Origin of the sequence: Phenylobacterium sp. (genome assembly GCF_028290885.1) — a bacterium.
Taxonomy (GTDB): domain Bacteria; phylum Pseudomonadota; class Alphaproteobacteria; order Caulobacterales; family Caulobacteraceae; genus Phenylobacterium.
Genome location: NZ_JAQGIZ010000242.1, coordinates 1 through 19072 on the forward strand (window position 1 = coordinate 1; position 19072 = coordinate 19072).

19 protein-coding genes are annotated in these 19072 nt (G+C 70.6%); 9 read left to right on the forward strand and 10 right to left on the reverse strand.

Annotation, left to right across the window (positions count from 1 at the left end; all coding sequences use genetic code 11):
* Together JWP28_RS15975 and JWP28_RS15980 are read left to right on the forward strand one after the other, a co-directional pair.
* Nucleotides 1-506: NYN domain-containing protein (locus JWP28_RS15975; RefSeq protein WP_299544442.1), on the forward strand; the 506-nt coding region annotated here is incomplete at its 5' end.
* Nucleotides 493-1140, forward strand: a complete 648-nt coding sequence (locus tag JWP28_RS15980) for a uracil-DNA glycosylase (protein ID WP_299544444.1) — start codon at nucleotides 493-495, stop codon at nucleotides 1138-1140. The genes JWP28_RS15975 and JWP28_RS15980, both read left to right, overlap by 14 nt.
* Here the strand turns inward: JWP28_RS15980 and JWP28_RS15985 are convergent.
* Both JWP28_RS15985 and JWP28_RS15990 read right to left on the reverse strand, forming a co-directional pair.
* Complete coding sequence (locus JWP28_RS15985) at nucleotides 1137-1925, reverse strand: sigma factor (RefSeq protein ID WP_299544446.1); 789 nt, start codon at nucleotides 1923-1925, stop codon at nucleotides 1137-1139. The genes JWP28_RS15980 and JWP28_RS15985 overlap by 4 nt on opposite strands.
* A 49-nt stretch (nucleotides 1926-1974) precedes the next feature.
* The gene (locus JWP28_RS15990) at nucleotides 1975-2157 is read right to left on the reverse strand and encodes a hypothetical protein (RefSeq protein ID WP_299544447.1); all 183 of its coding nucleotides are present in this window, start codon (nucleotides 2155-2157) and stop codon (nucleotides 1975-1977) included.
* Between the two features lie 33 nt (nucleotides 2158-2190).
* On the opposite strand from JWP28_RS15990, the gene JWP28_RS15995 reads away from it, so the two are divergent.
* Both JWP28_RS15995 and JWP28_RS16000 read left to right on the forward strand, forming a co-directional pair.
* The gene (locus tag JWP28_RS15995; protein WP_299544449.1) at nucleotides 2191-2514 is read left to right on the forward strand and encodes a hypothetical protein; all 324 of its coding nucleotides are present in this window, start codon (nucleotides 2191-2193) and stop codon (nucleotides 2512-2514) included.
* A gap of 91 nt (nucleotides 2515-2605) precedes the next feature.
* Nucleotides 2606-3634 carry an MBL fold metallo-hydrolase gene (locus JWP28_RS16000; protein ID WP_299544450.1) on the forward strand — a complete coding sequence of 343 codons (1029 nt, stop codon included), beginning with the start codon at nucleotides 2606-2608 and terminating at the stop codon, nucleotides 3632-3634.
* Here the strand turns inward: JWP28_RS16000 and JWP28_RS16005 are convergent.
* Entirely contained in the window at nucleotides 3631-4899 is a 1269-nt protein-coding gene (locus tag JWP28_RS16005) for an NAD(P)/FAD-dependent oxidoreductase (RefSeq protein WP_299544451.1), read from the reverse strand. The genes JWP28_RS16000 and JWP28_RS16005 overlap by 4 nt on opposite strands.
* Nucleotides 4900-5061: 162 nt before the next feature.
* On the opposite strand from JWP28_RS16005, the gene JWP28_RS16010 reads away from it, so the two are divergent.
* Both JWP28_RS16010 and JWP28_RS16015 read left to right on the forward strand, forming a co-directional pair.
* Complete coding sequence (locus tag JWP28_RS16010; RefSeq protein WP_299544453.1) at nucleotides 5062-5706, forward strand: DUF1326 domain-containing protein; 645 nt, start codon at nucleotides 5062-5064, stop codon at nucleotides 5704-5706.
* A gap of 10 nt (nucleotides 5707-5716) precedes the next feature.
* Nucleotides 5717-6535, forward strand: coding sequence for a DUF2182 domain-containing protein (locus JWP28_RS16015; protein WP_299544455.1), 819 nt, complete (start codon nucleotides 5717-5719; stop codon nucleotides 6533-6535).
* A gap of 15 nt (nucleotides 6536-6550) precedes the next feature.
* On the opposite strand, the gene JWP28_RS16020 is transcribed toward JWP28_RS16015, so the two are convergent.
* The 3 genes from JWP28_RS16020 to dapA are packed head-to-tail and all read right to left on the reverse strand — an operon-like array spanning nucleotide 6551 to nucleotide 8622.
* Nucleotides 6551-7276, reverse strand: coding sequence for a GNAT family N-acetyltransferase (locus JWP28_RS16020; RefSeq protein WP_299544457.1), 726 nt, complete (start codon nucleotides 7274-7276; stop codon nucleotides 6551-6553).
* 1 nt (nucleotide 7277) lies between these two features.
* Nucleotides 7278-7736, reverse strand: coding sequence for an SsrA-binding protein SmpB (smpB, locus tag JWP28_RS16025; RefSeq protein WP_299544459.1), 459 nt, complete (start codon nucleotides 7734-7736; stop codon nucleotides 7278-7280).
* Between the two features lies 1 nt (nucleotide 7737).
* The gene (gene dapA, locus JWP28_RS16030; RefSeq protein ID WP_299544461.1) at nucleotides 7738-8622 is read right to left on the reverse strand and encodes a 4-hydroxy-tetrahydrodipicolinate synthase; all 885 of its coding nucleotides are present in this window, start codon (nucleotides 8620-8622) and stop codon (nucleotides 7738-7740) included.
* A 126-nt stretch (nucleotides 8623-8748) separates the two neighbouring features.
* On the opposite strand from dapA, the gene JWP28_RS16035 reads away from it, so the two are divergent.
* Nucleotides 8749-10866, forward strand: coding sequence for a lytic transglycosylase domain-containing protein (locus tag JWP28_RS16035; RefSeq protein ID WP_299544463.1), 2118 nt, complete (start codon nucleotides 8749-8751; stop codon nucleotides 10864-10866).
* 47 nt (nucleotides 10867-10913) lie between these two features.
* Here JWP28_RS16035 and JWP28_RS16040 read toward each other — a convergent pair whose 3' ends face one another.
* Nucleotides 10914-11546 (reverse strand): TetR/AcrR family transcriptional regulator, encoded by a 633-nt coding sequence (locus JWP28_RS16040; protein WP_299544465.1) that lies wholly within the window; start codon nucleotides 11544-11546, stop codon nucleotides 10914-10916.
* Nucleotides 11547-11703: 157 nt separating this feature from the next.
* On the opposite strand from JWP28_RS16040, the gene JWP28_RS16045 reads away from it, so the two are divergent.
* Both JWP28_RS16045 and JWP28_RS16050 read left to right on the forward strand, forming a co-directional pair.
* A complete protein-coding gene (locus tag JWP28_RS16045; protein WP_299544467.1) occupies nucleotides 11704-12648 on the forward strand; it encodes a class I SAM-dependent methyltransferase in 945 nt (314 codons plus the stop codon).
* Nucleotides 12645-13436, forward strand: a complete 792-nt coding sequence (locus tag JWP28_RS16050; protein ID WP_299544468.1) for an RNA methyltransferase — start codon at nucleotides 12645-12647, stop codon at nucleotides 13434-13436. Before JWP28_RS16045 ends, JWP28_RS16050 begins: the two co-directional genes overlap by 4 nt.
* A 100-nt stretch (nucleotides 13437-13536) precedes the next feature.
* Here JWP28_RS16050 and JWP28_RS16055 read toward each other — a convergent pair whose 3' ends face one another.
* The 3 genes from JWP28_RS16055 to JWP28_RS16065 all read right to left on the reverse strand — a co-directional run bounded on the left by JWP28_RS16055 (nucleotide 13537) and on the right by JWP28_RS16065 (nucleotide 19048).
* Complete coding sequence (locus JWP28_RS16055) at nucleotides 13537-14715, reverse strand: pyridoxal phosphate-dependent aminotransferase (RefSeq protein WP_299544470.1); 1179 nt, start codon at nucleotides 14713-14715, stop codon at nucleotides 13537-13539.
* Between the two features lie 227 nt (nucleotides 14716-14942).
* Nucleotides 14943-17408 (reverse strand): ATP-dependent helicase HrpB, encoded by a 2466-nt coding sequence (gene hrpB, locus JWP28_RS16060; protein WP_299544472.1) that lies wholly within the window; start codon nucleotides 17406-17408, stop codon nucleotides 14943-14945.
* Between the two features lie 44 nt (nucleotides 17409-17452).
* Complete coding sequence (locus tag JWP28_RS16065; protein WP_299544474.1) at nucleotides 17453-19048, reverse strand: amino acid permease; 1596 nt, start codon at nucleotides 19046-19048, stop codon at nucleotides 17453-17455.
* Between the last annotated feature and the right edge of the window lie 24 nt (nucleotides 19049-19072).

Below are 19072 nucleotides of genomic sequence, written 5' to 3' on the forward strand. Positions count from 1 at the left end.
AAGAGTTCCGCAAGCGCGGCGTCCTGGTCCGCGCCTACTACTACACCGCCCTGGTGGAGAACGAGGAGTACTCGCCGATCCGGCCGCTGGTCGACTGGCTGGACTACAACGGCTACCGGCTGGTGACCAAGGCGGCGCGCGAATACACCGACGGCCAGGGCCGCAAGCGCTGGCGCGGCGACATGGACGTCGAGATCGCCGTCGACATGATGGAGATGGCGCAGTCCGCCGACCATCTGGTGCTGTTCTCCGGCGACGGGGACTTCCGGGCGCTGGTGGCCGCCGTGCAGCGGCGCGGCGCGCGGGTGACGGTGGTCTCGACGGTGAAGTCGCAGCCGCCGATGGCCTCCGACGACCTGCGCCGCCAGGCCGACAACTTCGTGGACCTGGCCGACCTCTCCGACATCATCGGCCGGCCATCGCGCCTGCCGCGGTTCATCCAGGAGAGCCGCACCGAACGCGAACGCCACCACGAGGACGAGCCGGAGGCCGATGCCGAGGCCTGAGCTGTCGCCGGAGCCGCCGCGCGACTGTCCGATCTGCCCGAGGCTGGTGGCCTACCGCGCCGCCAACGCGCAGGCCCATCCGGAGTGGTTCAACGGCCCCGCGCCCTCGTTCGGGGACGAGGAGGCGCGGCTGCTGGTGGCGGGTCTGGCGCCCGGCCGGCAGGGCGCGAACCGGACGGGCCGGCCGTTCACCGGCGACCACGCCGGCTGGCTGCTCTACGCGACGCTCGCCAAGCTCGGCTTCGCCCGCGGAACCTACGACCCCAACGGCGACGACGACCTGCGGCTGGTCGACTGCATGATCACCAACGCGGTGCGCTGCGCCCCGCCTGGCAACAAGCCTGAGACCGGCGAAGAAGCGAGCTGCCGGCCGTTCCTGACCAACCGCATCGCCGCCCTGCCCCGCCTGAAGGTGATCGTGACCCTGGGCGACGTCTCGCGGCGCAACGTGCTCCGGGCGCTGGGCCTGAAAGCCTCGGCGGGGGTCCCGGGCCATGGCTCGGAGTTCCAGGCCGGGCCTTACGTGGTGCTGAACAGCTACCACTGCTCCCGGCTCAACACGAACACCGGCCGGCTGACGCCGCAGATGTTCGAGGCGGTATTCGAGCGGGCCAGGACCCTGCTGGACGGTTAGAGCCGCACGACCGCCAGGTTCTCGGTCACGTAGCGGGCGTATCGGAAGTCGCGGATCGCCGCGATCCGCGCCCCGGCCCAGTCAAGCAGCACCACCCACAAGACTGCGCCGTCCGGGTCGGCCGGATCGCTGACCAGCAGCGCCGGGCGGCCCTCGGCCAGGCCCGGAGCGACGCGCCAATCCTCGACCTGGCTGTAGCGGGTGAAATAGTCGCTCACCTCCTTGCGCCCGGCGAGGCGGGTGCGGTTGGCGAGATCCAGGCGGACGTCCTCCGCCAATAGGGCGCGCAGGGCGTCGAAGTCGCGGGCGTTGAACCGGTCCGCGTAGGCTACGAGCCGCGAGCGATCCTCGGGCGAGAGACTGCTCGCCGGGCCGTCCGGCGTCTCGGCGATGGTCCTCAGCCGGGACCGGCCGCGGTGCAGGGCGGCCTTCGCGGCCGGCAGGCTGACGTCGAGGATCTCCGTAGCCTCCGCCAGGGAATGGCCGAGGACGTCGATCAGCACGACGCAGGGGCGCTGGGCCGCGGGCAGGCAAAGCAGTGTCGCCAGGCTGGCCGCGGCCGCCACCCGCCGATCGGCGGCGGCCGGCGGCTCGCCCGGCTCGAGACGCGCCTGCAGGGCGGCCTGGCGCTTGCGCCGGCGAAGCACGTCCAGCGCGGCGTTGTGGGCGATCCGGTAGAGCCAGCTTTCCGGGCGCTCGACGACACCCGCGGCCGGCCAGGCTTCGATGGCCTTGGCGAGCGCCTCTTGGACGACATCCTCGCCCTCGAAGGCAGAGCCGACCATGCGGGGCAATACCGGTGCAGGCCGGGGCGCAGCTCGCCCATCAGCCGGGTCAGGGCGTGCGGCGGGGCGTTTCCATCGGCCATTGGCGCTCCTCTTGTCCTGGGCCGCCCGCGGCGGCGCCCTGCCTATGACGACGCTCGGGGCTCAGAGGATTCGACAGCCGGACTTTTTCTTCGCCGGGAATCTTTTCGCGCAGGTCCGGCGTCATGAACCCATCGGCATTGGTGCGCATCGGGCGCGCCGGCCGCGACAAGGGATCAGCATCATGCAGAGGGTTACGTTGGTGCGCTACACGGCCAAGCCGGATCGCGCGGGCGAGAACGAGGCGCTGTCGCGCGCTGTGTTCGCCGAACTGCGGGCCAAGACGCCCGGACATATCGGCTACGCGCTGTTCCGGGACGGAGCGGACTTCCTCCACCTGTTCGTCAACCTGCGGGACGAGGACGCCGGCCTGCTGACCGACCTCGATAGCTTCAAGGCGTTCGGCAAGGACAGCCAGGACCGCTGGGTTGCGCCGCCGGAGGTGAGCCGGTTCAACATGCAGCTCGTGGACTCCTACGGGTTCGAAGCCGCCATGGCCGCGGCCTAAACCCCCGGTGGGCCGTGAGGCGATCGGGCGAAGCTTGCCAGCGACGTGCTTGCGGGTCTTAGCTCGAACGCCTCACGGTCCGGGGACCAGTATGATCTTCGAGCAGATCGCGACCGGCGGGTGCCAGTCCTACCTGGTGGGCTGCGAGGCCACCTGCGCGGCCGTGCTGATCGACCCGGAGCTCAGCCAGATCGACCACTACCGCGGGCTCTGCGCCCAGCACGGGCTTTCCGTGAAATACGTCGTCGACACCCACACCCACGCAGATCACTTCTCGGCGAGCCGCGAACTCGGCAAGGCGCTCGGCGTCCCGGTGGTGATGCACCGCCTGGCGCCGGCCCCCTACGCGGACCTGAGGCTCGACGACGGCGACATGCTGATCGCGGGCGAGCTGCGGCTGAAGGCGCTACACACGCCCGGACACACGCGCGATTCCATGAGCCTGGTCATGGGAGACCGGGTGTTCACCGGCGACGCGCTGCTGATCGGCGGCACCGGGCGCACCGACCTGCCGACCGGCGACCCGCACCAGCTCTACGAGAGCCTGTTCGAGGGCTTGCTGAAGCTGCCACCGGAGACGCAGGTCTATCCGGCCCACGATTACAAAGGGCGCGGCCACTCCACCATCGGCGCCGAGATCGCGGACAATCCTCGGTTGCAGAAGACCGAGCGGGCCGAGTTCGTAGCGATGATGCAGGCGCTGGACCTCGCCGCGCCGACTCATCTGACCGAGGCGCTGCGCACCAATATGAGCGGCGGCAAGACGGTGGCGCAGCTCTTGTCGGAGGCGGCGGCGAAGGTGCCGTTCATGGCGCTGGCCGAACTCAACGCCCGGCTGGGCGGCAACAGCCGCGATCTCGTCATCCTCGACATCCGCGAGAAGGACGCCTTCGACGCGGGCCATGTGCCCGGCGCCGTCCACCTGCCGCGCGGCCAGCTGGAGCTTAGGGTCAACAGCGCGCTGCCGGACCCGACGGTGCGCATCCTCACCTGCTGCGAGTTCGGCAAGATCTCGACCCTGGCGGCCGCCACCCTGCGCGAGCTGGGCTATGGCCGCGCGGTGGCGCTGGACGGCGGCATGAAGGCCTGGCGCGAGGCGGACTTCCCGCTGGAGAGCTAGGCGCCGGTGATCAGCCGCGCGCCGCGGTGGTAGGTGACGTAGCTCCACAGCCAGTCCAGCGCGACGAAGAAGCGGGCGCGCAGCCCGACCAGGAAATAGACGTGGATGAAGCCCCAGAACAGCCAGCCGAGCAGGCCGGTTAGCTCGATGCGACCCAGTTTCACCACTGCCGCGCCGCGGCCGATGGTGGCGAGGTCGCCGGCGTGCCGATAGCGGAACGCCGGCGGCGGCGGCCGTCCGGACAGGCGGGCGGCGATCACGTGGCCGACGTAGCCGCCCATCTGCTTGGCGGCCGGGGCGATACCGGGGACGGGCTGACCGTCCGGCGAGGCCACGGCCGCGCCGTCGCCGACGACGAAGATGTCCGGATGCCCGGGCAGCGACAGGTCCGGCGCCACCTCCACCCGCCCGGCCCGGTCGTGCTCGCCGGGAAGACCGGCCACCAGCGCCGCGGCCCTGACGCCGGCGCCCCACAGGACCGTCGCTGCGTCGATCCGCCCATCCTCGAGCGTGACGCCGGCCGCATCGATGTCCACCACCATGGCGTTGGTCCTGACATCGACCCCGTAGCGGGCCAGTCGGCGCGCGGCCTCTGCGGCCAGGTTTTCGGGAAAGGTCGGCAGGATGCGCGGCCCCGCCTCGACCAGCACGATGCGGGCCATGGCCGGATCGATGTGGCGGAACTCCGACTTGAGGGCGTCGCGGGCGATCTCGGCGATCGAGCCCGCCAGCTCGACCCCGGTCGGTCCCCCGCCGACCACCACGAAGGTGGTGAGCTCGGGCCCCGCCCTGCCCTTGCCGGCCAGCTCGGCGCGCTCGAACGCCGAGAGGATCCGCCGGCGGATGTCGAGCGCATCCTCGAGGCTCTTCAGGCCAGGCGCGAAGACCGCCCAGTCGTCGTGGCCGAAATAGGAGTGCGCGGCGCCCGCGGCGATCACCAACTGGTCATAGGCGACGGGCCCGGCGTCGGTCAGCACCTCATGCGCGGCAGGATCGACGCCCGTCACCCGGCTCATCAGCACCTGGGCGTTGGCCTGGGTCTTCAGCAGGTTCCGGATCGGCCAGGCGATCGCGGCCGGCGACAGGGCCGCCGTCGCCACCTGATAGAGCAAGGGCTGGAAGGTGTGATGGTTCTTCGTGTCGATGACCACCACCTCGGCCGCGGCATGCGCCAGGGCGCGCGCCGCCTCGAGGCCACCGAAGCCGGCGCCGACGATCACTACCCGAGGCCCGCTCGCGGCCGTGCTGGCCGCCGGCTGTCCCATCTGCGTTCCCCTCCGGCCCACAGCCTCTCTTATAGAACCGAGACGGACCGCCGTCTCGCCGGGTCCGGTGGCTTGCATAGGTTCGTAGATCGGTGTTCTTTGACGTCAGGCGGCGCCGGCCGCAACAGGCCATGGATCCCCAGCCGCTTCACGGAGGGCCCCATGACGCCTTGGGAGATCAAAGGCCGGGAACTGGTCAACTGCACCTGCGAATACGGCTGCAATTGCCAATTCAACGGGCTGCCGGACAAGGGCCACTGCTACGCGGTGGCCGGGATCATCGTCGATCAGGGGCATTTCGGCGACACGCGCCTGGACGGACTGCGGCTCGCCGCCATCTTCAAATGGCCGCGGGCGATCCACGAGGGTAACGGCGAAGCGATCGCCTTCGTCGAGCAGGCCGCGGATGAGGCCCAGCGCGAGGGGCTGCTGCGCATCATGACCGGGCAGGACACCGCGCCGTTCGCCACCATGTTCGCGGTCTACGCCTCCACCGTCACCAAGATGCACGCCCCGGTGTTCACCGATATCGACATCGAGCTGGATGTGGAGGGCCGCAAGGGCCGGGTGTTCATCAAGGACTACATCGAGACCACCGGGCGGCCGATCCGCAACCCCGTGTCCGGCGCCGAGAGCCGGGCGGAAATCGTCCTGCCGGACGGGTTCGAATACGAGGTCGCGGAGATCGGCAGCGCTTCGAGCCGCACCGAGGGCCCGGTGCGCGTGGAGATCGACGACAAGTACGGCCAGTTCGCCCACCTGCACCTCAACAACAACGGCGTCGTGCGCTCCCGCGCTGCGGCTTGAGGTGGCCCGCGTGGATCAGGCGCCACTCGTCGAAGGCCTGCTGAGGCGCGATCGCGTGATCACCGTCGCCGCGCTCGGCGTGCTGTGTGCGCTGGCCTGGTTCTACCTGCTCAAGGGGGCTGGGCTCGGCGCGGTCGCCGACGACATGGCCGGCATGGACATGACGGGCATGGCGAGCGGTGGCGCCGAGGCGCATCCGCAGGCCTGGAGCGCGGGCTTCTGGGCTCTGAGCGCCGGTATGTGGTGGACCATGATGGTGGCGATGATGGTCCCGAGCGCGGCGCCCACGATCCTGCTCTACGGCCAGGTGCAGCGGCGGGCTTTGGCGCAGGGTCAGTCCGCCGAGCTGGCGCCGATCGGGGTTTTCGCCGCGGGCTATCTGCTGGTCTGGCTGGGCTTCTCGCTGCTCGCCGTGCTGGCGCAGTGGTTTTTGCAGCGGAATGGGCTGATTTCGCCGTCCGGGATGGCGTCACAGAGCCGGTGGTTGTCCGCGAGCGTGCTGATCGGGGCGGGGCTCTACCAGCTCTCGCCGTTTCAGAATGCCTGCCTCAGTCATTGCAGGTCGCCGGCGGCGTTCCTGTCGCGGCACTGGCAGGCGGGGCCTTGGGGCGCGCTGCGGCTGGGCGTCCTCCACGGCGCCTATTGTGTCGGCTGCTGCTGGATGCTGATGGCGCTATTGTTCGTCGGGGGCGTCATGAACCTGGCCTGGGTTGCAGCGCTGACCCTGCTGATCATGGCCCAGAAACTCCTGCCCGGCGGGCAGTGGGTCGGCCGCGTCTGTGGCGTGGCGCTGCTGGCGTGGGGCGTCGCGGTGATCTTCCGGGCCTGACGCAGGCGAGGCCCCTCAGCGCCAGTAGTGGTAGCGCCATACGGGCATGAAGCCGGCGCGGCGGTAGATGGCGCGGGCGGGGTTGGCTTCCTCGACCTGCAGGAAGACCTGGCTGACCCCGCGGGCCTGGGCGGCGCGGCCGAGGGCGGCGAGGATGGCGCTGGCGAGGCCCTTGCCGCGGTGGGCGGGCGCGGTGCGCATGCCATGGATCCCGGCCCAGCGGGCGCCGAAGCTCATGACGCCGACGGCCTGGGTCTCGCCGCCCTCGCCGGCCGCGCCATAGACCGCGTCGGGCGAGCAGGTCAGCGCCGCGACGCGGTGCGCGCCGTCCGCGGGATCGAATCCCTCGCCCAGGAAGACCGCGCCCCAAGCGTCGTCGGGCTTGTTCAAGACCCTCGCCGAACCCTCTGAAAAGGCAGCGAGTTGCGCGATGGAGCCGGTCTTGAAGACGGTCGGCTGCTGGGCGCTGAAGCCGCGGCGGGCGAGCTCGGCGCAGACCGGCTGCAGGGACGGGACGTCGGCCATGCGGAAAGCCGGCTTCAGGCCGCGGTCGCGATAAACGGCCTCGATCTCGCCGAGGGCGTCGGGCCCGACGTCGTGGCTGAGCGGGACGGCGCTCTTGGCGCGTCCAATGGTCCCGTTGTCCAGGGGGACCAGCCAGCCACCGATCTCCAGGGTCTGCGGCGGGGCGACGGCGGCGACCGTATCGCGCTCAAGGGCCCCAATCTCGCTGGCGTCCAACTCAGCCCTTCTCCCGCATGAGCCGGGCCTTGTCCCGCTGCCAGTCGCGCGCGGCGGTGGTTTCGCGCTTGTCGTGCTCCTTCTTGCCCTTGGCCAGCGCCACCTCGAGCTTGGCCAGACCCCGGTCGCTCCAGAACAGCTTGGTCGGGATGATCGTGCGGCCCTCGCGCTGCACCGCGCCGATCAGGCGGTCGATCTCCTTGCGCTTCAGGAGCAGCTTCCGCGGGCGGCGCGGGTCGTGGTTGAAGTGCGGGCCGGCCTGCGCGTAGGGCGGGATGTCGGCGTTGACGAGCACGATCTCGTCGCCCTCCACCGCCGCATAGCTCTCGGCGATGTTGGCGCGGCCGTTGCGCAGCGACTTCACCTCGGAACCGGTCAGCGCGAGGCCCGCCTCGAAGGTCTGTTCCAGGAAGTAGTCGAACCGCGCGCGGCGGTTCTCGGCGATGGTCTTGCCGGCCATATCAGATCACGCCCGCGTCCCGCATGGCGGCCAGGACTTCGGTGCGCGAGACCTCGGAGGCCGGCACGATCGGCAGGCGCACGTCTTCAGCGCAGAGACGGAGGTGGGCCAGGGCGAACTTGGTCGGCGACGGCGAGGCGTCGGTGAACAGCGCCTTGTGCAGCCGGATCAGCCGGTCCTGGCCATAGAGGGCGTCGGGCCAGCGTCCCGCCATCACGGCGTTGTAGAAGGCCGCGCACGGCTCGGGCGCGACGTTGGCGGTGACCGAGATGCAGCCGTGGCCGCCGTGCGCCATGTAGCCCAGCGCGGTGGGGTCGTCGCCGGACAGCATGGTCCAGTCCTCGCCGCACATCAGCCGCTGGAAGCTGGCGCGCGTCATGTCGCCGGTGGCGTCCTTGACGCCGACGATGTTGGGCAGCCTGGAGAGCCGGGCCAGGGTCTCGTTGGAGATGTCGACGCTGGTCCGCGACGGTACGTTGTAGACCACTACCGGCAGTTGCACGGCCTCGCTGATCGCCGCGTAGTGCGCGTAGAGGCCCTCCTGGCTCGGGCGGTTGTAATAGGGCGTCACCACCAGGGCGGCGTCGGCGCCGACGGTCTTGGCGTGCCGCACCAGCTCGACGGCCTCGTCGGTGGCGTTGGAGCCGGCGCCGGCGATCACCGGCACGCGGCCGGCGGCGGTCGCCACACAGAGCTCCACCACCCGGCGGTGCTCGTCGTGGCTGAGTGTCGCGGTCTCGCCGGTGGTGCCGACGGGGACGAGGCCATGGACGCCGCCCGCGATCTGCCGCTCGACCAGGCGCACGAAGGCGTCCTCGTCTACTGCGCCGTCGCGGAAGGGCGTCACGAGCGCTGGAAGCACGCCCTTGAACAAAGGCTCAGACATATTCGTGCAAATTGCCGTGATTGGACGCTTGTTGAAGCGTCGTTCAGATTCGCCGCGACAATATGGTGGGGTGGGTATCCCCCGCAATGTCCTATTGATTCGGCTCGAATTTCGTTGGGGCGTCCGTTGCATTCGATCGCACGAAAAGCCTTCCTGATCGCCGGGGTCGCCGTAATGGCGAGCGTGGCCGCGCGCGCGCAGCCCGCCGATCCCCTGGGCGACCTGCTGGCGAGCGTCACCAAGTCCGCGCCGCTGGACACGCCGGCGCCGCCGCACGCCATCTCGCATGCCCTGTCCGACCGCGACGTCACCCTGTTCCGCCAGGCGATCGAGGCCGCCAAGCGGGCCAATGTGAACGAGGCGCGCACGGCGATCGCGGAGATGATCGACCCGCTCGCCCGCAAGACCGCCACCTGGGTGCTGGTGGACTGCAACGCCGACTCCCTGGGCTTCTTCGAGGCGGACAACGCCCGGCGCGAGCTCGCCGGCTGGCCGCGCGCCGGCCGCCGCCAGGCCGCCGCCGAGCGCCTGCTGGAAACCTCCGGCAAGACCCCGCAGCAGACGCTGGACTGGTTCGCCGGCGCCGAGCCCGCCACCGCCCAAGGCGCCATGGCGCTGGCCTCGGCCTACCGCGGCCTCGGCCGGCCCGCCGAGGCGGCCGCGCTCATCAGGCATTGGTGGCGCGACAAGAGTTTCGAGGCCGACGCCCAGCGCACCATGCTGGCGCGGTTCAGCGACGTGCTGACCATGGACGACCACGCGCGGCGCGCCGACATCCTGCTCTATGGCTCGCAGGGCCCCGCGGCGCGCGAGATGATCGCGCTGCTGCCCGCCGACCAGCAGGACGCCGCCAGGGCGCGCCTGGCGTTGCGCGCCGAGGCCCGCGACGCCAACGAGCTGCTGGCCGCCCTCCCCCCCACGGTCGCCCAGACGCCGGGCGTGGCCTTCGAGCGGGCGGCCTACCTGCGGCGCAAGGGCCTGGACACCCTGGCGCTCGGCCAGGTGCAGAACTTCCCCAAGGAGGTCGCCACCGCCGACCAGGGGGACCGCGTGTGGGACGAACGGCGCCATCTGGTGCTGGCCGCGTTGCGCGCGGGCGATTCGAAGAGCGCTTACGCCGCGGCGGCCGACAGCGGCCTGACCACGGGCTCCGACGCCGCGGACGCCGAATTCTCCGCCGGCTGGATCGCGCTCACCAAGCTGAACGATCCGGCCAAGGCCGCGACCCATTTCGCCGCCCTGGAGCGGATCGGCACCTCGCCGGTCACCCGGGGCCGCGCGCTCTACTGGCAGGGCCGCGCGGCCGCCGCCCGCGGCGACAAGGCCGCCAGCGCCGAGTTCTACGGACGCGCCGCCCAGTACTACACGAGCTTCTACGGCATGCTGGCCGCCGAGAAGCTGGGCCAGCGGCTGACCCTGCCGGGCGACCCGGTCATCACGCCGCAGGCCCGCGTGACCTTCGAGGGCCGCGAGCCGGTGCAGGCGACGCGGCTCTTGTTCGACTACGGCCCGCGCGAGCTCTTCCGGGCGTTCGTGCTCAACCTCGACGACACCCTGCCGACAGTCGAAGACGAGGCGCAGCTCGTCGACCTGGCGCGCAACTACGGCGAGATGGACACCTCCATGAAGGCCGCGCGCGCCGCGGCGCAACGGGGCTTCATCCTGCCGCAGCGGGCCTATCCGATGCGCAATCTGCCCGAAGGCGGCGGGGCCGCCGAACCGGCGCTGGTGCTGGGCATCACCCGCCAGGAGAGCGGCTTCGACCCCAACGTCCGCTCCGGCGCCGGCGCACGGGGCATGATGCAGCTGATGCCGTCCACCGCGGCGATCCTCGCACGGCGGATCGGGATCAGCTATTCGCCGGGCAAGCTCGACGAGCCGGACTACAACATGCGCCTCGGATCGACCTACCTCGGCCAGCTGGTGACCCAGTTCTCCGGCTCTTACGTGATGGCCGCGGCGGGCTACAACGCCGGCCCCGGGCGGCCGACCCAGTGGACCTCGTTCTGCGGCGACCCGCGTGGTGGTTCAACCGACCCGGTCGACTTCATCGAATGCATCCCGTTCTCGGAGACCCGCAACTACGTCATGCGGGTGATGGAGAACATGCAGGTCTACCGCGCCAAGCTGAACGGCGGCTCCGCCCCGATCACGCTCTCGGCCGACCTGAAGCGCGGGGCCTACGGCTATCCGGCCGCGCAGATGCCGGCGGTGGCGCAGGCGGGAAGCCCGTCGGGGCGGTGACACGAGAGAAAGGAAGGTAGGGCTCGCGCCGGACCTTCAGTTCAGCCCTAATCCACCACCAGGCCGTTCAGCAGGCCCTCGAGGGTGACCTGGATAAGTTCGTCGCGGTCGGCCCAGTGGAAATTCGGGCGCGAGGCGAGCAGCGCCACCACGCCGTGGCAGGACATCCAGAGCGCCTGGGCGGCGGAGTCCGCCGTGCCGGTGCGCAGGCGGCCGGAGGCGGCGATCTCGCGCACCACGTCGCGGAAGATCTCATAGCACTGGTCGGGGACGTCGCGGGTGTCCTCGGGCCAGAGGCCGGCCGACACGGGACGGCCGGTATAGACCAGCTGGTAGGCGTTGGGATGCTCCAGGCCCCAGCGCATATAGGCCTCCAGCATCATCTTCACGCGCACCACCGGGTCCAGCGGCTTGGCGGCGATCTCGCGGTTGCGCTCCAGCAGCAGCGTCAGGGTCCGCTCACAGATCTCGAGCAGAATGCAGCCCTTGTCCTGGAAGTGCATGTAGAGCGCGGTGGAGGAGACGCCGACCTCATCGGCGATCTTGCGGATGGTGGCGCCCTCATAGCCCTCGGCGACGAAGATGCGCTCGGCCGCCTCGAGGATTTCGGCGCGACGGAGGTGGCCGTCGCCCTTGGCCTTGCGGGCGGATCGGCGAGGGGTAGTGGCTGCGACCGACAAGTGCGACCTTCCGCTGTTATCCGTTCGGGTACCGGACGCCAATTCCGCCATTGTGACAAGTGCGGGTTGCAAATCCGCAACGCGAAACGCGCCTTGCGCGGCTGGCGCTGCGCGGCGCCTCTGGACGAGCAGCCGCGCGACCGCGTAAGCGCGGACCATGAGCGCAGCGGACGCCCCCAGGGACCCGAAGGTCGCCGAGACGCCCGGCGTTATGCGGACGCGCGGCTGGGCGGACTATGCGCTGCTGGACTCCGGCCATGGGCGCAAGCTGGAGCGGTATGGCCGCTTCAGCGTGGTGCGGCCCGAGCCGCAGTGCCTGTGGTCGCCGGCCCTGCCTGCGGAGGTCTGGGACGCGGCCGACGCGATATTCGATCCCACCGACGAGGAGGACGCCGGGCGCTGGAAGCTGAAGGGACAGCCGCCGGAAGCCTGGCCGCTGGCCTGGGGCGAGGCGAAGTTCAACGGCCGCTTCACCAGCTTTCGCCACCTGGCCTTCTTCCCGGAGCAGGCGGCGAATTGGGCCTGGCTCGACACGGCGCTGCGCCACGCGGGCAGCTCTGGAGAAAGGGGCGGGCCCAGGGTGCTGAACCTGTTCGGCTACACCGGCGTGGCGAGCCTGGTGATGGCTGCGGCCGGGGCGGCGGTGACCCACGTGGACGCCTCCAAACGCGCGGTGGGCTGGGCGCGGGAAAATGCGGAGCTCTCCGGTCTCGCCGATCGGCCGATCCGCTGGATAACCGAGGACGCCCGCAAATACGTCCAGCGGGAGGTGCGGCGGGGCTCCAAGTACGAGGGGATCATCCTCGACCCGCCGAAATACGGCCGCGGGCCCGACGGCGAGGTCTGGCGGCTGTTCGAGAACCTGCCTGAACTTGCCGGCCTATGCGCTGAACTTCTTTCCGAAAACGCCCGGTTCCTGGTGCTGAACGCCTATGCCGAGCGGATCAGCGGGGCAGCGCTCTCCGGGCTGCTGGCCGACAAGCTGAAGGGGCGCGGCGGGACCATCGAATGGGGCGAGCTGGCGCTGGTGCAGGAGGACGGCGCCCGGGAGATCGGCATGTCGTTTTACGCGCGTTGGCAGGCAGAGGGGGGGCAGGCATGAGCAGCCGCACCGTCACCTCGCTGACCAACCCGACGGTGAAGGCGGTCCGCGCCCTGCACCTGCGCAAGGCGCGCGACGAAACCGGCCTGTTCGTCGCCGAGGGGCTGAAGGCGGTGATCGAGGGGATCGAGACCGGTCACGCGCCGGCGATCCTGCTGTACGGCGCCGAGGCCGCCGGCCATCCGCTGCTGCAGAAGGCCGTCCAGGCGACCCTGGCGGCGAACGGCGAGGTGATCGAGGTCACCGAAGGCATCCTGGCCAAGGTCAGCCGCCGCGATAATCCGCAGGCGGTGGTGGGCGTGTTCGAGCAGGTTTTCCGCCCGCTGGAGGTCATCGAACCGCACGCCGCGCGCTGCTGGGTCGCGCTGCACCGGGTGCGCGATCCGGGGAACCTGGGGACCATCGTGCGCACCGCCGACGCGGCCGGCTGCGGCGGGGTGATCCTGGTGGGCGAGTGCTGCGATCCCTATTCGGTGGAGGCGGTGCGGGCGACCATGGGCTCGATCTTCGCCGTGCCGCTGACCCGGGCCACCGAGGCAGAATTCGCCGCCTGGCGCAACCGCTGGCCGGGCTCGGTCGTGGGGACCCTGCTGTCGGCCGATTGCGACTACCGGCAGGCCGATTACGGCAAACCCACCCTGATCCTGATGGGCAACGAGCAGCAGGGCCTGCCGCCGGACATGGCCGCCCTGTGCGACGTCAACGTGAAGATCCCCATGCGCGGCCGCGCCGACAGCCTGAACCTGTCGGTGGCCGCGGGGATCATGATCTATGCTGTGACCGCCTGAGGCTTCGCGGCTGGCGCAACGACAGGGCCTGGCCGCCTCCCACTTTTGAACGTCACCCCCGGGCCTGTCCCCGGGGATGACTACAAATGATCGGCGATCCTTAGGACAGGAACTTGCTGCGGCTCAGGCCGACCGGACCGGGATGCGCGTCGGCGGCCGAGGCCACGGCGGGGCTGTCCATCACCTTCTTGAAGGCGACCCTGAACTTGGCCATGTCCTCGGGCGAGCCCACGGAAATGCGCACGGCGTTGGGCCACACCGGCCAGATGCGGCCGATGTAGACCTTTTCCTTCTGCATGCCGGCGATCACGCCGTGGGCCGGGCGGCCGGTGTCGATCATGAAGCAGTTGGAGACCGAGGTTCCGATCGGCTTGAAGCCGTTGGCCTTGAGGAAGGCGAGTGTCTCGACGCGGCTGTCGGCGATCCACTTCTTGCGCGTGGGGATCAACTCCTTGTCGGCGAGAGAGGCGCGCGCCGCGGCGAGCGCGGTCACCGGCATGGCGTTCTGGTAGTAGGGCGTCAGCTTCTCCAGCAGGTCCGGGCGGGCGATGGCCACGCCGCAGCGGATGCCGGCCATGCCGTAGATCTTGGAGAAAGTGCGCAGGACGATGATGTCCTTGCCCGCCGCCACCTGGTCCAGCACGTGCTGTTCGTCGGACAGGTGGATGTAGGCTTCGTCCACCAGCAGGATCGACCCCGCCGGCTTGTTCTCCAGGGCCCAGAGGATCTCCTCGCGCGGCGTGATGGTGCCCGTCGGGTTGTTCGGGTTCACGATGTAGATCAGGCCGGCCTGCGGGTCGGCGGCGATCATCTTCTTGACGTCGTGCGCATAGGTCGGGGTCAGGGCGATCTTGTGCACCGGCGCCTTGGAGATCTTCGCCGCGGCGGCGGCCGATTCGTAGGACGGGTCGGCCATGACCAGGCTGCGTGACGGCGAGGTGAAGGCGAGCGTGGTGTAGTGCAGCGGCTCCGAGGAGCCGGCGTAGAAGGCGATGTTCTCGGGCTTAAGGCCGTGCGCGGCGGCATATTCCTTGGTCAGCGCGTCCAGCTCCCCCATGCGGTCGTAGCGGCCGCCGAGCGGCAGGATCTTGGTGATCGCCTCGCAGGCCGCCTTGCAGGGGCCGAGCGGGTTCTCGTTGGCGTTGATGATCACCGCGTCCGGCGGCAGCACGCCCATGCTCTGGGAGGCAAGCTTGGCATGGGCCATAGTGGCTTCGCTCACGATGGGCGCGGCGGCGGCTGCGAACGCAGCGACCCGCAGGAACGCGCGGCGCGGCATCAGTGATAGGTCAGAGCTGGAGTTGGTCACCGGTAATTACCCTCCTCGAATCGCGGCGGCCGGCGGTTCGGCGTGCGCTCGCGGATCAATGCTGGAGGATGGCTGGCCAAGCTTTGCCGACCGCAACCGGAATCCGTCCGCGGGACGGTTGTGGTGGCGCGGTGCATAAGCCGCGCGCAGAAATGCTGCGCTCAGGTCTGTTTTCGCCACCGGGGGGAGCAGCAGCCTCAAGTCCCGCGAGGCTTGGCCCTGGCGGTGGGTTCGGCGCTCGCCGGGTCCTCGGGCCAGAGGTGCCTGGGGTAGCGGCCGCGCATGTCGGCGCGGACGTCCTTCCAGGAGCCTTTCCAGAAGCCCGGCAAGTCCTTGGTGGTCTGTACCGGGCGGTGCGCCGGCGACAGCAGCGACAGGGTAAGCGGCGTCCCGGCGACGGTGGGATGCTGGCCCAGGCCATAGACCTCCTGCACGCGGACCTCGACCAGCGGGCCCGCCTCGGCGCCGTAGTCGATGGCGAAGCTGTTGCCGGTCGGCGCGGTCCAGCGGGCGGGCGCCTCCGCGTCGAGCCTGGGCTGCAGGTCCCAGGGGACCAGGCTGCGGAGCGCGCCTTCCAAGGCGTCGGGCTTCAGGGCGGCGAGCGAGCGGACGCCGGTCAGCAGGGGCGTGAGCCAGTCGTCGAGCCGGGCCGCGAGCGCCGCGTCGGAGACGTCGGGCCAGGCGCGATCGCCGGCGCGCAGGAAGGCCAGGCGCTGGCGCAGCGCCATGGCGGCGGGGCCTAAGGGCAAGGCCGCGACGCCCTCGGCGCGCACGCGCTCGGCAAGCGCGGCGGCGATCAGCGTGGGGTCAGGGTTGTCGTCGACGGTTTCACGGACCGTAAGGCGGCCCAGGCGTGTGAGGCGTTTGGCGCGCAGCCGTCCTCCCCCGCTTTCCTCCAGCCGGTCCTCGGTCGTGAGCTGGTGGGCAAAGGCGGTGAGGAGCTCGCCCTCCTCGATGGGCGCGGCCAGCAGGATGCGGTCACGGCGCTCGCGTCCGCCCAGCTCGGCGACCGCCAGCCAGGCCTCGCGGGCGAGCGCGTCGGTAGGCTCGACGAAGGCGCCGCGGCCGCTGACCAGCTGGAACTCGCCCTGCGGGCCGCGGGCCCGGGCGATGCGCTCAGGGTAGGCGTAGGCCAGCAGCAGGCCGTCGGACAGCGGCTCGCCCTTGCCCGCGCGGCCGGTGAGGTTGGCCCAACGCTCGGCCAGCGCCCTGGCGTCGCCGGCGCGGGGGCTGCGGTCGCGGGCGAACGCGTCGAGGCGGTGGCGCAGGTCGACATCGCGCCCGCCGAGGTTGCGCTCGACGACCAGGGCCGCGATCCGCGCCGCCCGCGGGGCCTGGCCGGTCTCGGCGGCCTTCAGCACCATGTGTGCGAGCCGTGGCGGCAGCGGGATGTCGGCGAGCGCGCGGCCATGCGGAGTGAGCACGCCATCGTCGCTGAGCGCCTCCAGGCGGACCAGCAGCGCGCGGGCCTCGGCGAAGGCGGCGGCGGGCGGCGGGTCGAGGAAGGCCAGCGCGCCCGGATCCTTGGCGCCCCAGCGGGCGAGGTCGAGGGCCAGGCCGGAAAGGTCGGCGTCGAGGATCTCCGGATCCGCAAAAGCCGGCAGGGCGCGCGTCTCGGCCTCGTCCCACAGGCGGTAGCAGACCCCGGGCTCGGTGCGCCCTGCCCGGCCGCGGCGCTGGTTGGCGGCGGCGCGGCTGACGCGGATGGTGGCGAGCCGGGTCAGCCCGCTGGCCGGGTCGAAGCGCGGCACGCGGGCCTGGCCGCTGTCGATCACCACGCGAACGCCCTGGATGGTCAGGCTGGTCTCGGCGATGGAGGTGGCCAGCACCACCTTGCGCTTGCCCGGCGGCGGCGGGGCGATCGCGCGGTCCTGGTCGCGAGGGTCGAGCACGCCATAGAGCGGCGCCACCTCCACCGTGCGATCGCGCAGCCGCTCGCCCAGCCGCTCGACGGTGCGCAGGATCTCGCCCTGGCCGGGCAGGAAGACCAGCACGCCGCCGGACTGCTCGACGAGCGCGCGGTCGATGGCGCGGACGGCGCGGTCCTCCAGCCGCAGGCTGTCGTCGCGGCCGAGGTAGTGGGTCGTGACAGGATGGGCGCGGCCGAGGCTCTCGATGACCGGCGAATCGTTGAGCAACCGCGCCACCGCCGCCCCGTCGATGGTCGCCGACATCACCAGGATTCGCAGGTCCTCGCGCAGCAGGCCCTGGGCGTCGCGGGCCAGCGCCAAACCGAGGTCGGCGTCGAGGCTGCGCTCGTGGAATTCGTCGAAGATCACGCAGGCGACGCCGGCCAGCTCCGGATCGGCCAGGATCTGCCGGGTGAACACGCCCTCGGTGACCACCTCAATGCGGGTGGCGGCCGAGACCCTCGACTGCATCCGCACCCGGAAGCCGACGCGCTGGCCCACCGGCTCGCCCAGGGTGGCGGCCATCCGCTCGGCGGCGGCGCGGGCGGCCAGCCGTCGCGGCTCGAGCACGACGATCCGGCGGCCGGCGACCCAGGGCTCGTCCAGCAGCTCCAGCGGAACCACCGTGGTCTTGCCGGCCCCCGGCGGGGCGACCAGGACGGCCGCGCTGTGTGTCGACAGCGCCGCCTTCAGCCCCGGAAGGGCCTCCCAAATCGGAAGCTGTGGGATCGGCAGGTCGGGGGGCGGCGGCACCGGTCCTATATGGCCGACGCCGCCGGCTCAGTCAGCCGCCGCGATCAGACGCCGTCTTTGGGCAGGTCGACGAACGGCTCGGGCTCGTGGCCCTTGACCACGATCCCGCGCCCGAGCTTGGAGGTCCGGATGCCGTAGGCGAAGTAGACGACGATCCCGACCAGCAGGTAGCCCAGGAAGAAGTTGCGCGTCGCCGGCGTCGACATCAGGCTCATCAGCAGCACCAGGCACATGATCGCGCCCAAGATCGGCACGGCGGGATAGAGCGGCGTCCGGAACGGCCGCGTCAGGCCGGGTTCGCTGACCCGCAGGTAGATGACCGTGATGCAGACGAGCGTGAAGGCCGCCAGCGAGCCCACGTTGGACAGGTCCGAGAGCGCGTCGAGCGACAGGAAGCCCGCCGCGCCCATCGCCGCGATCCCGACGATGATGGTGTTGATCCAGGGCGTGAAGAACTTCTTGTGCACGGTGGCCAGGACGCTCGGCAGCAGGCCGTCACGGCTCATGGTGTAGAAGATCCGCGTCTGGCCGTAGAGCAGCACAAGCATGACGCTGGAGAGGCCGGCGATGGCGCCGATCTTCACCAGCACCGAGAACCATTTCAGCCCCATCATGTCCGTCGCCAGCGCGATCGGCGCGGGCACGTCGAGCAGGTTGTAGGGCACGATGCCGACCAGCACCGCCGACGTCAGGATGTAGAGGATGGTGCAGATGACCAGGGCGCCCAGGATGCCGATCGGCATGTCCTTGCCCGGGTTGCGCGACTCGGCGCCGGCGGTGGAGACCGCCTCGAAGCCCAGATAGGCGAAGAAGATCACCGCCGCCCCGTGGATCACCCCGCCGATGCCATACTTGTGGGAGGTGTCGCCGGTCACGACAGCGCCCAGCGCGCGGCCGATCTGGTGCAGCATGTCCATGTTCGCGCCCGGCGGCCGGGCGGGGATCTCGGCCGGCACCAGCGGCGCCCAGTTCGCGGGGTGCACGTACTTGATGCCGATGACGATGAAGGCGATCACCACCGTGAGCTTGATGGCGACGATGATGTTGTTGACGGTCGCCGATTCCGTCACGCCACGCACCAGGAGGAGGGTCACGAGGCCGATGATCACGATGGCCGGCAGGTTCATGACACCGGTTCCGATCACCGCGCCGGTCGCGTCCTTGACGGCCACCCCAGGGGCCGCCGTGAATTGGGGTGGAATGAGCACGCCGATGTCCTTCATCAGGCTGACGAAGTAGCCGGACCAGCCGACCGACACGGTCGAGGCCGCCAGGCCGTATTCCAAGAGCAGCAGGAGGCCCATGACCCAGGCCGCCCCCTCGCCCATCGAGGCGTAGGTGTAGGAGTAGGCCGAGCCTGAGACCGGCAGGGCGGAGGCGAGCTCGGCGTAGCAGAGCGCCACGAAGGCGCAGAGGGTGCCGGTGATCACGAAGGAGATCATGATCCCCGGCCCGGCGAACTGGGCGGCCGCGCGGCCGGTGAGGACGAAGATGCCGGTGCCGATGATGCAGCCGATGCCCAGCAGCACCAGGTTCAGCGCGCCGAGCGAGCGCTTCAGCTCACCGTGTTCGTGCTCGGCCTGGATCTGGCCGACCGATTTGCGCAGGAAGATGCGCCCTACCCCTGAAGCGTTCGCCATGTTTGGCAAATCCCTGTTGTGACT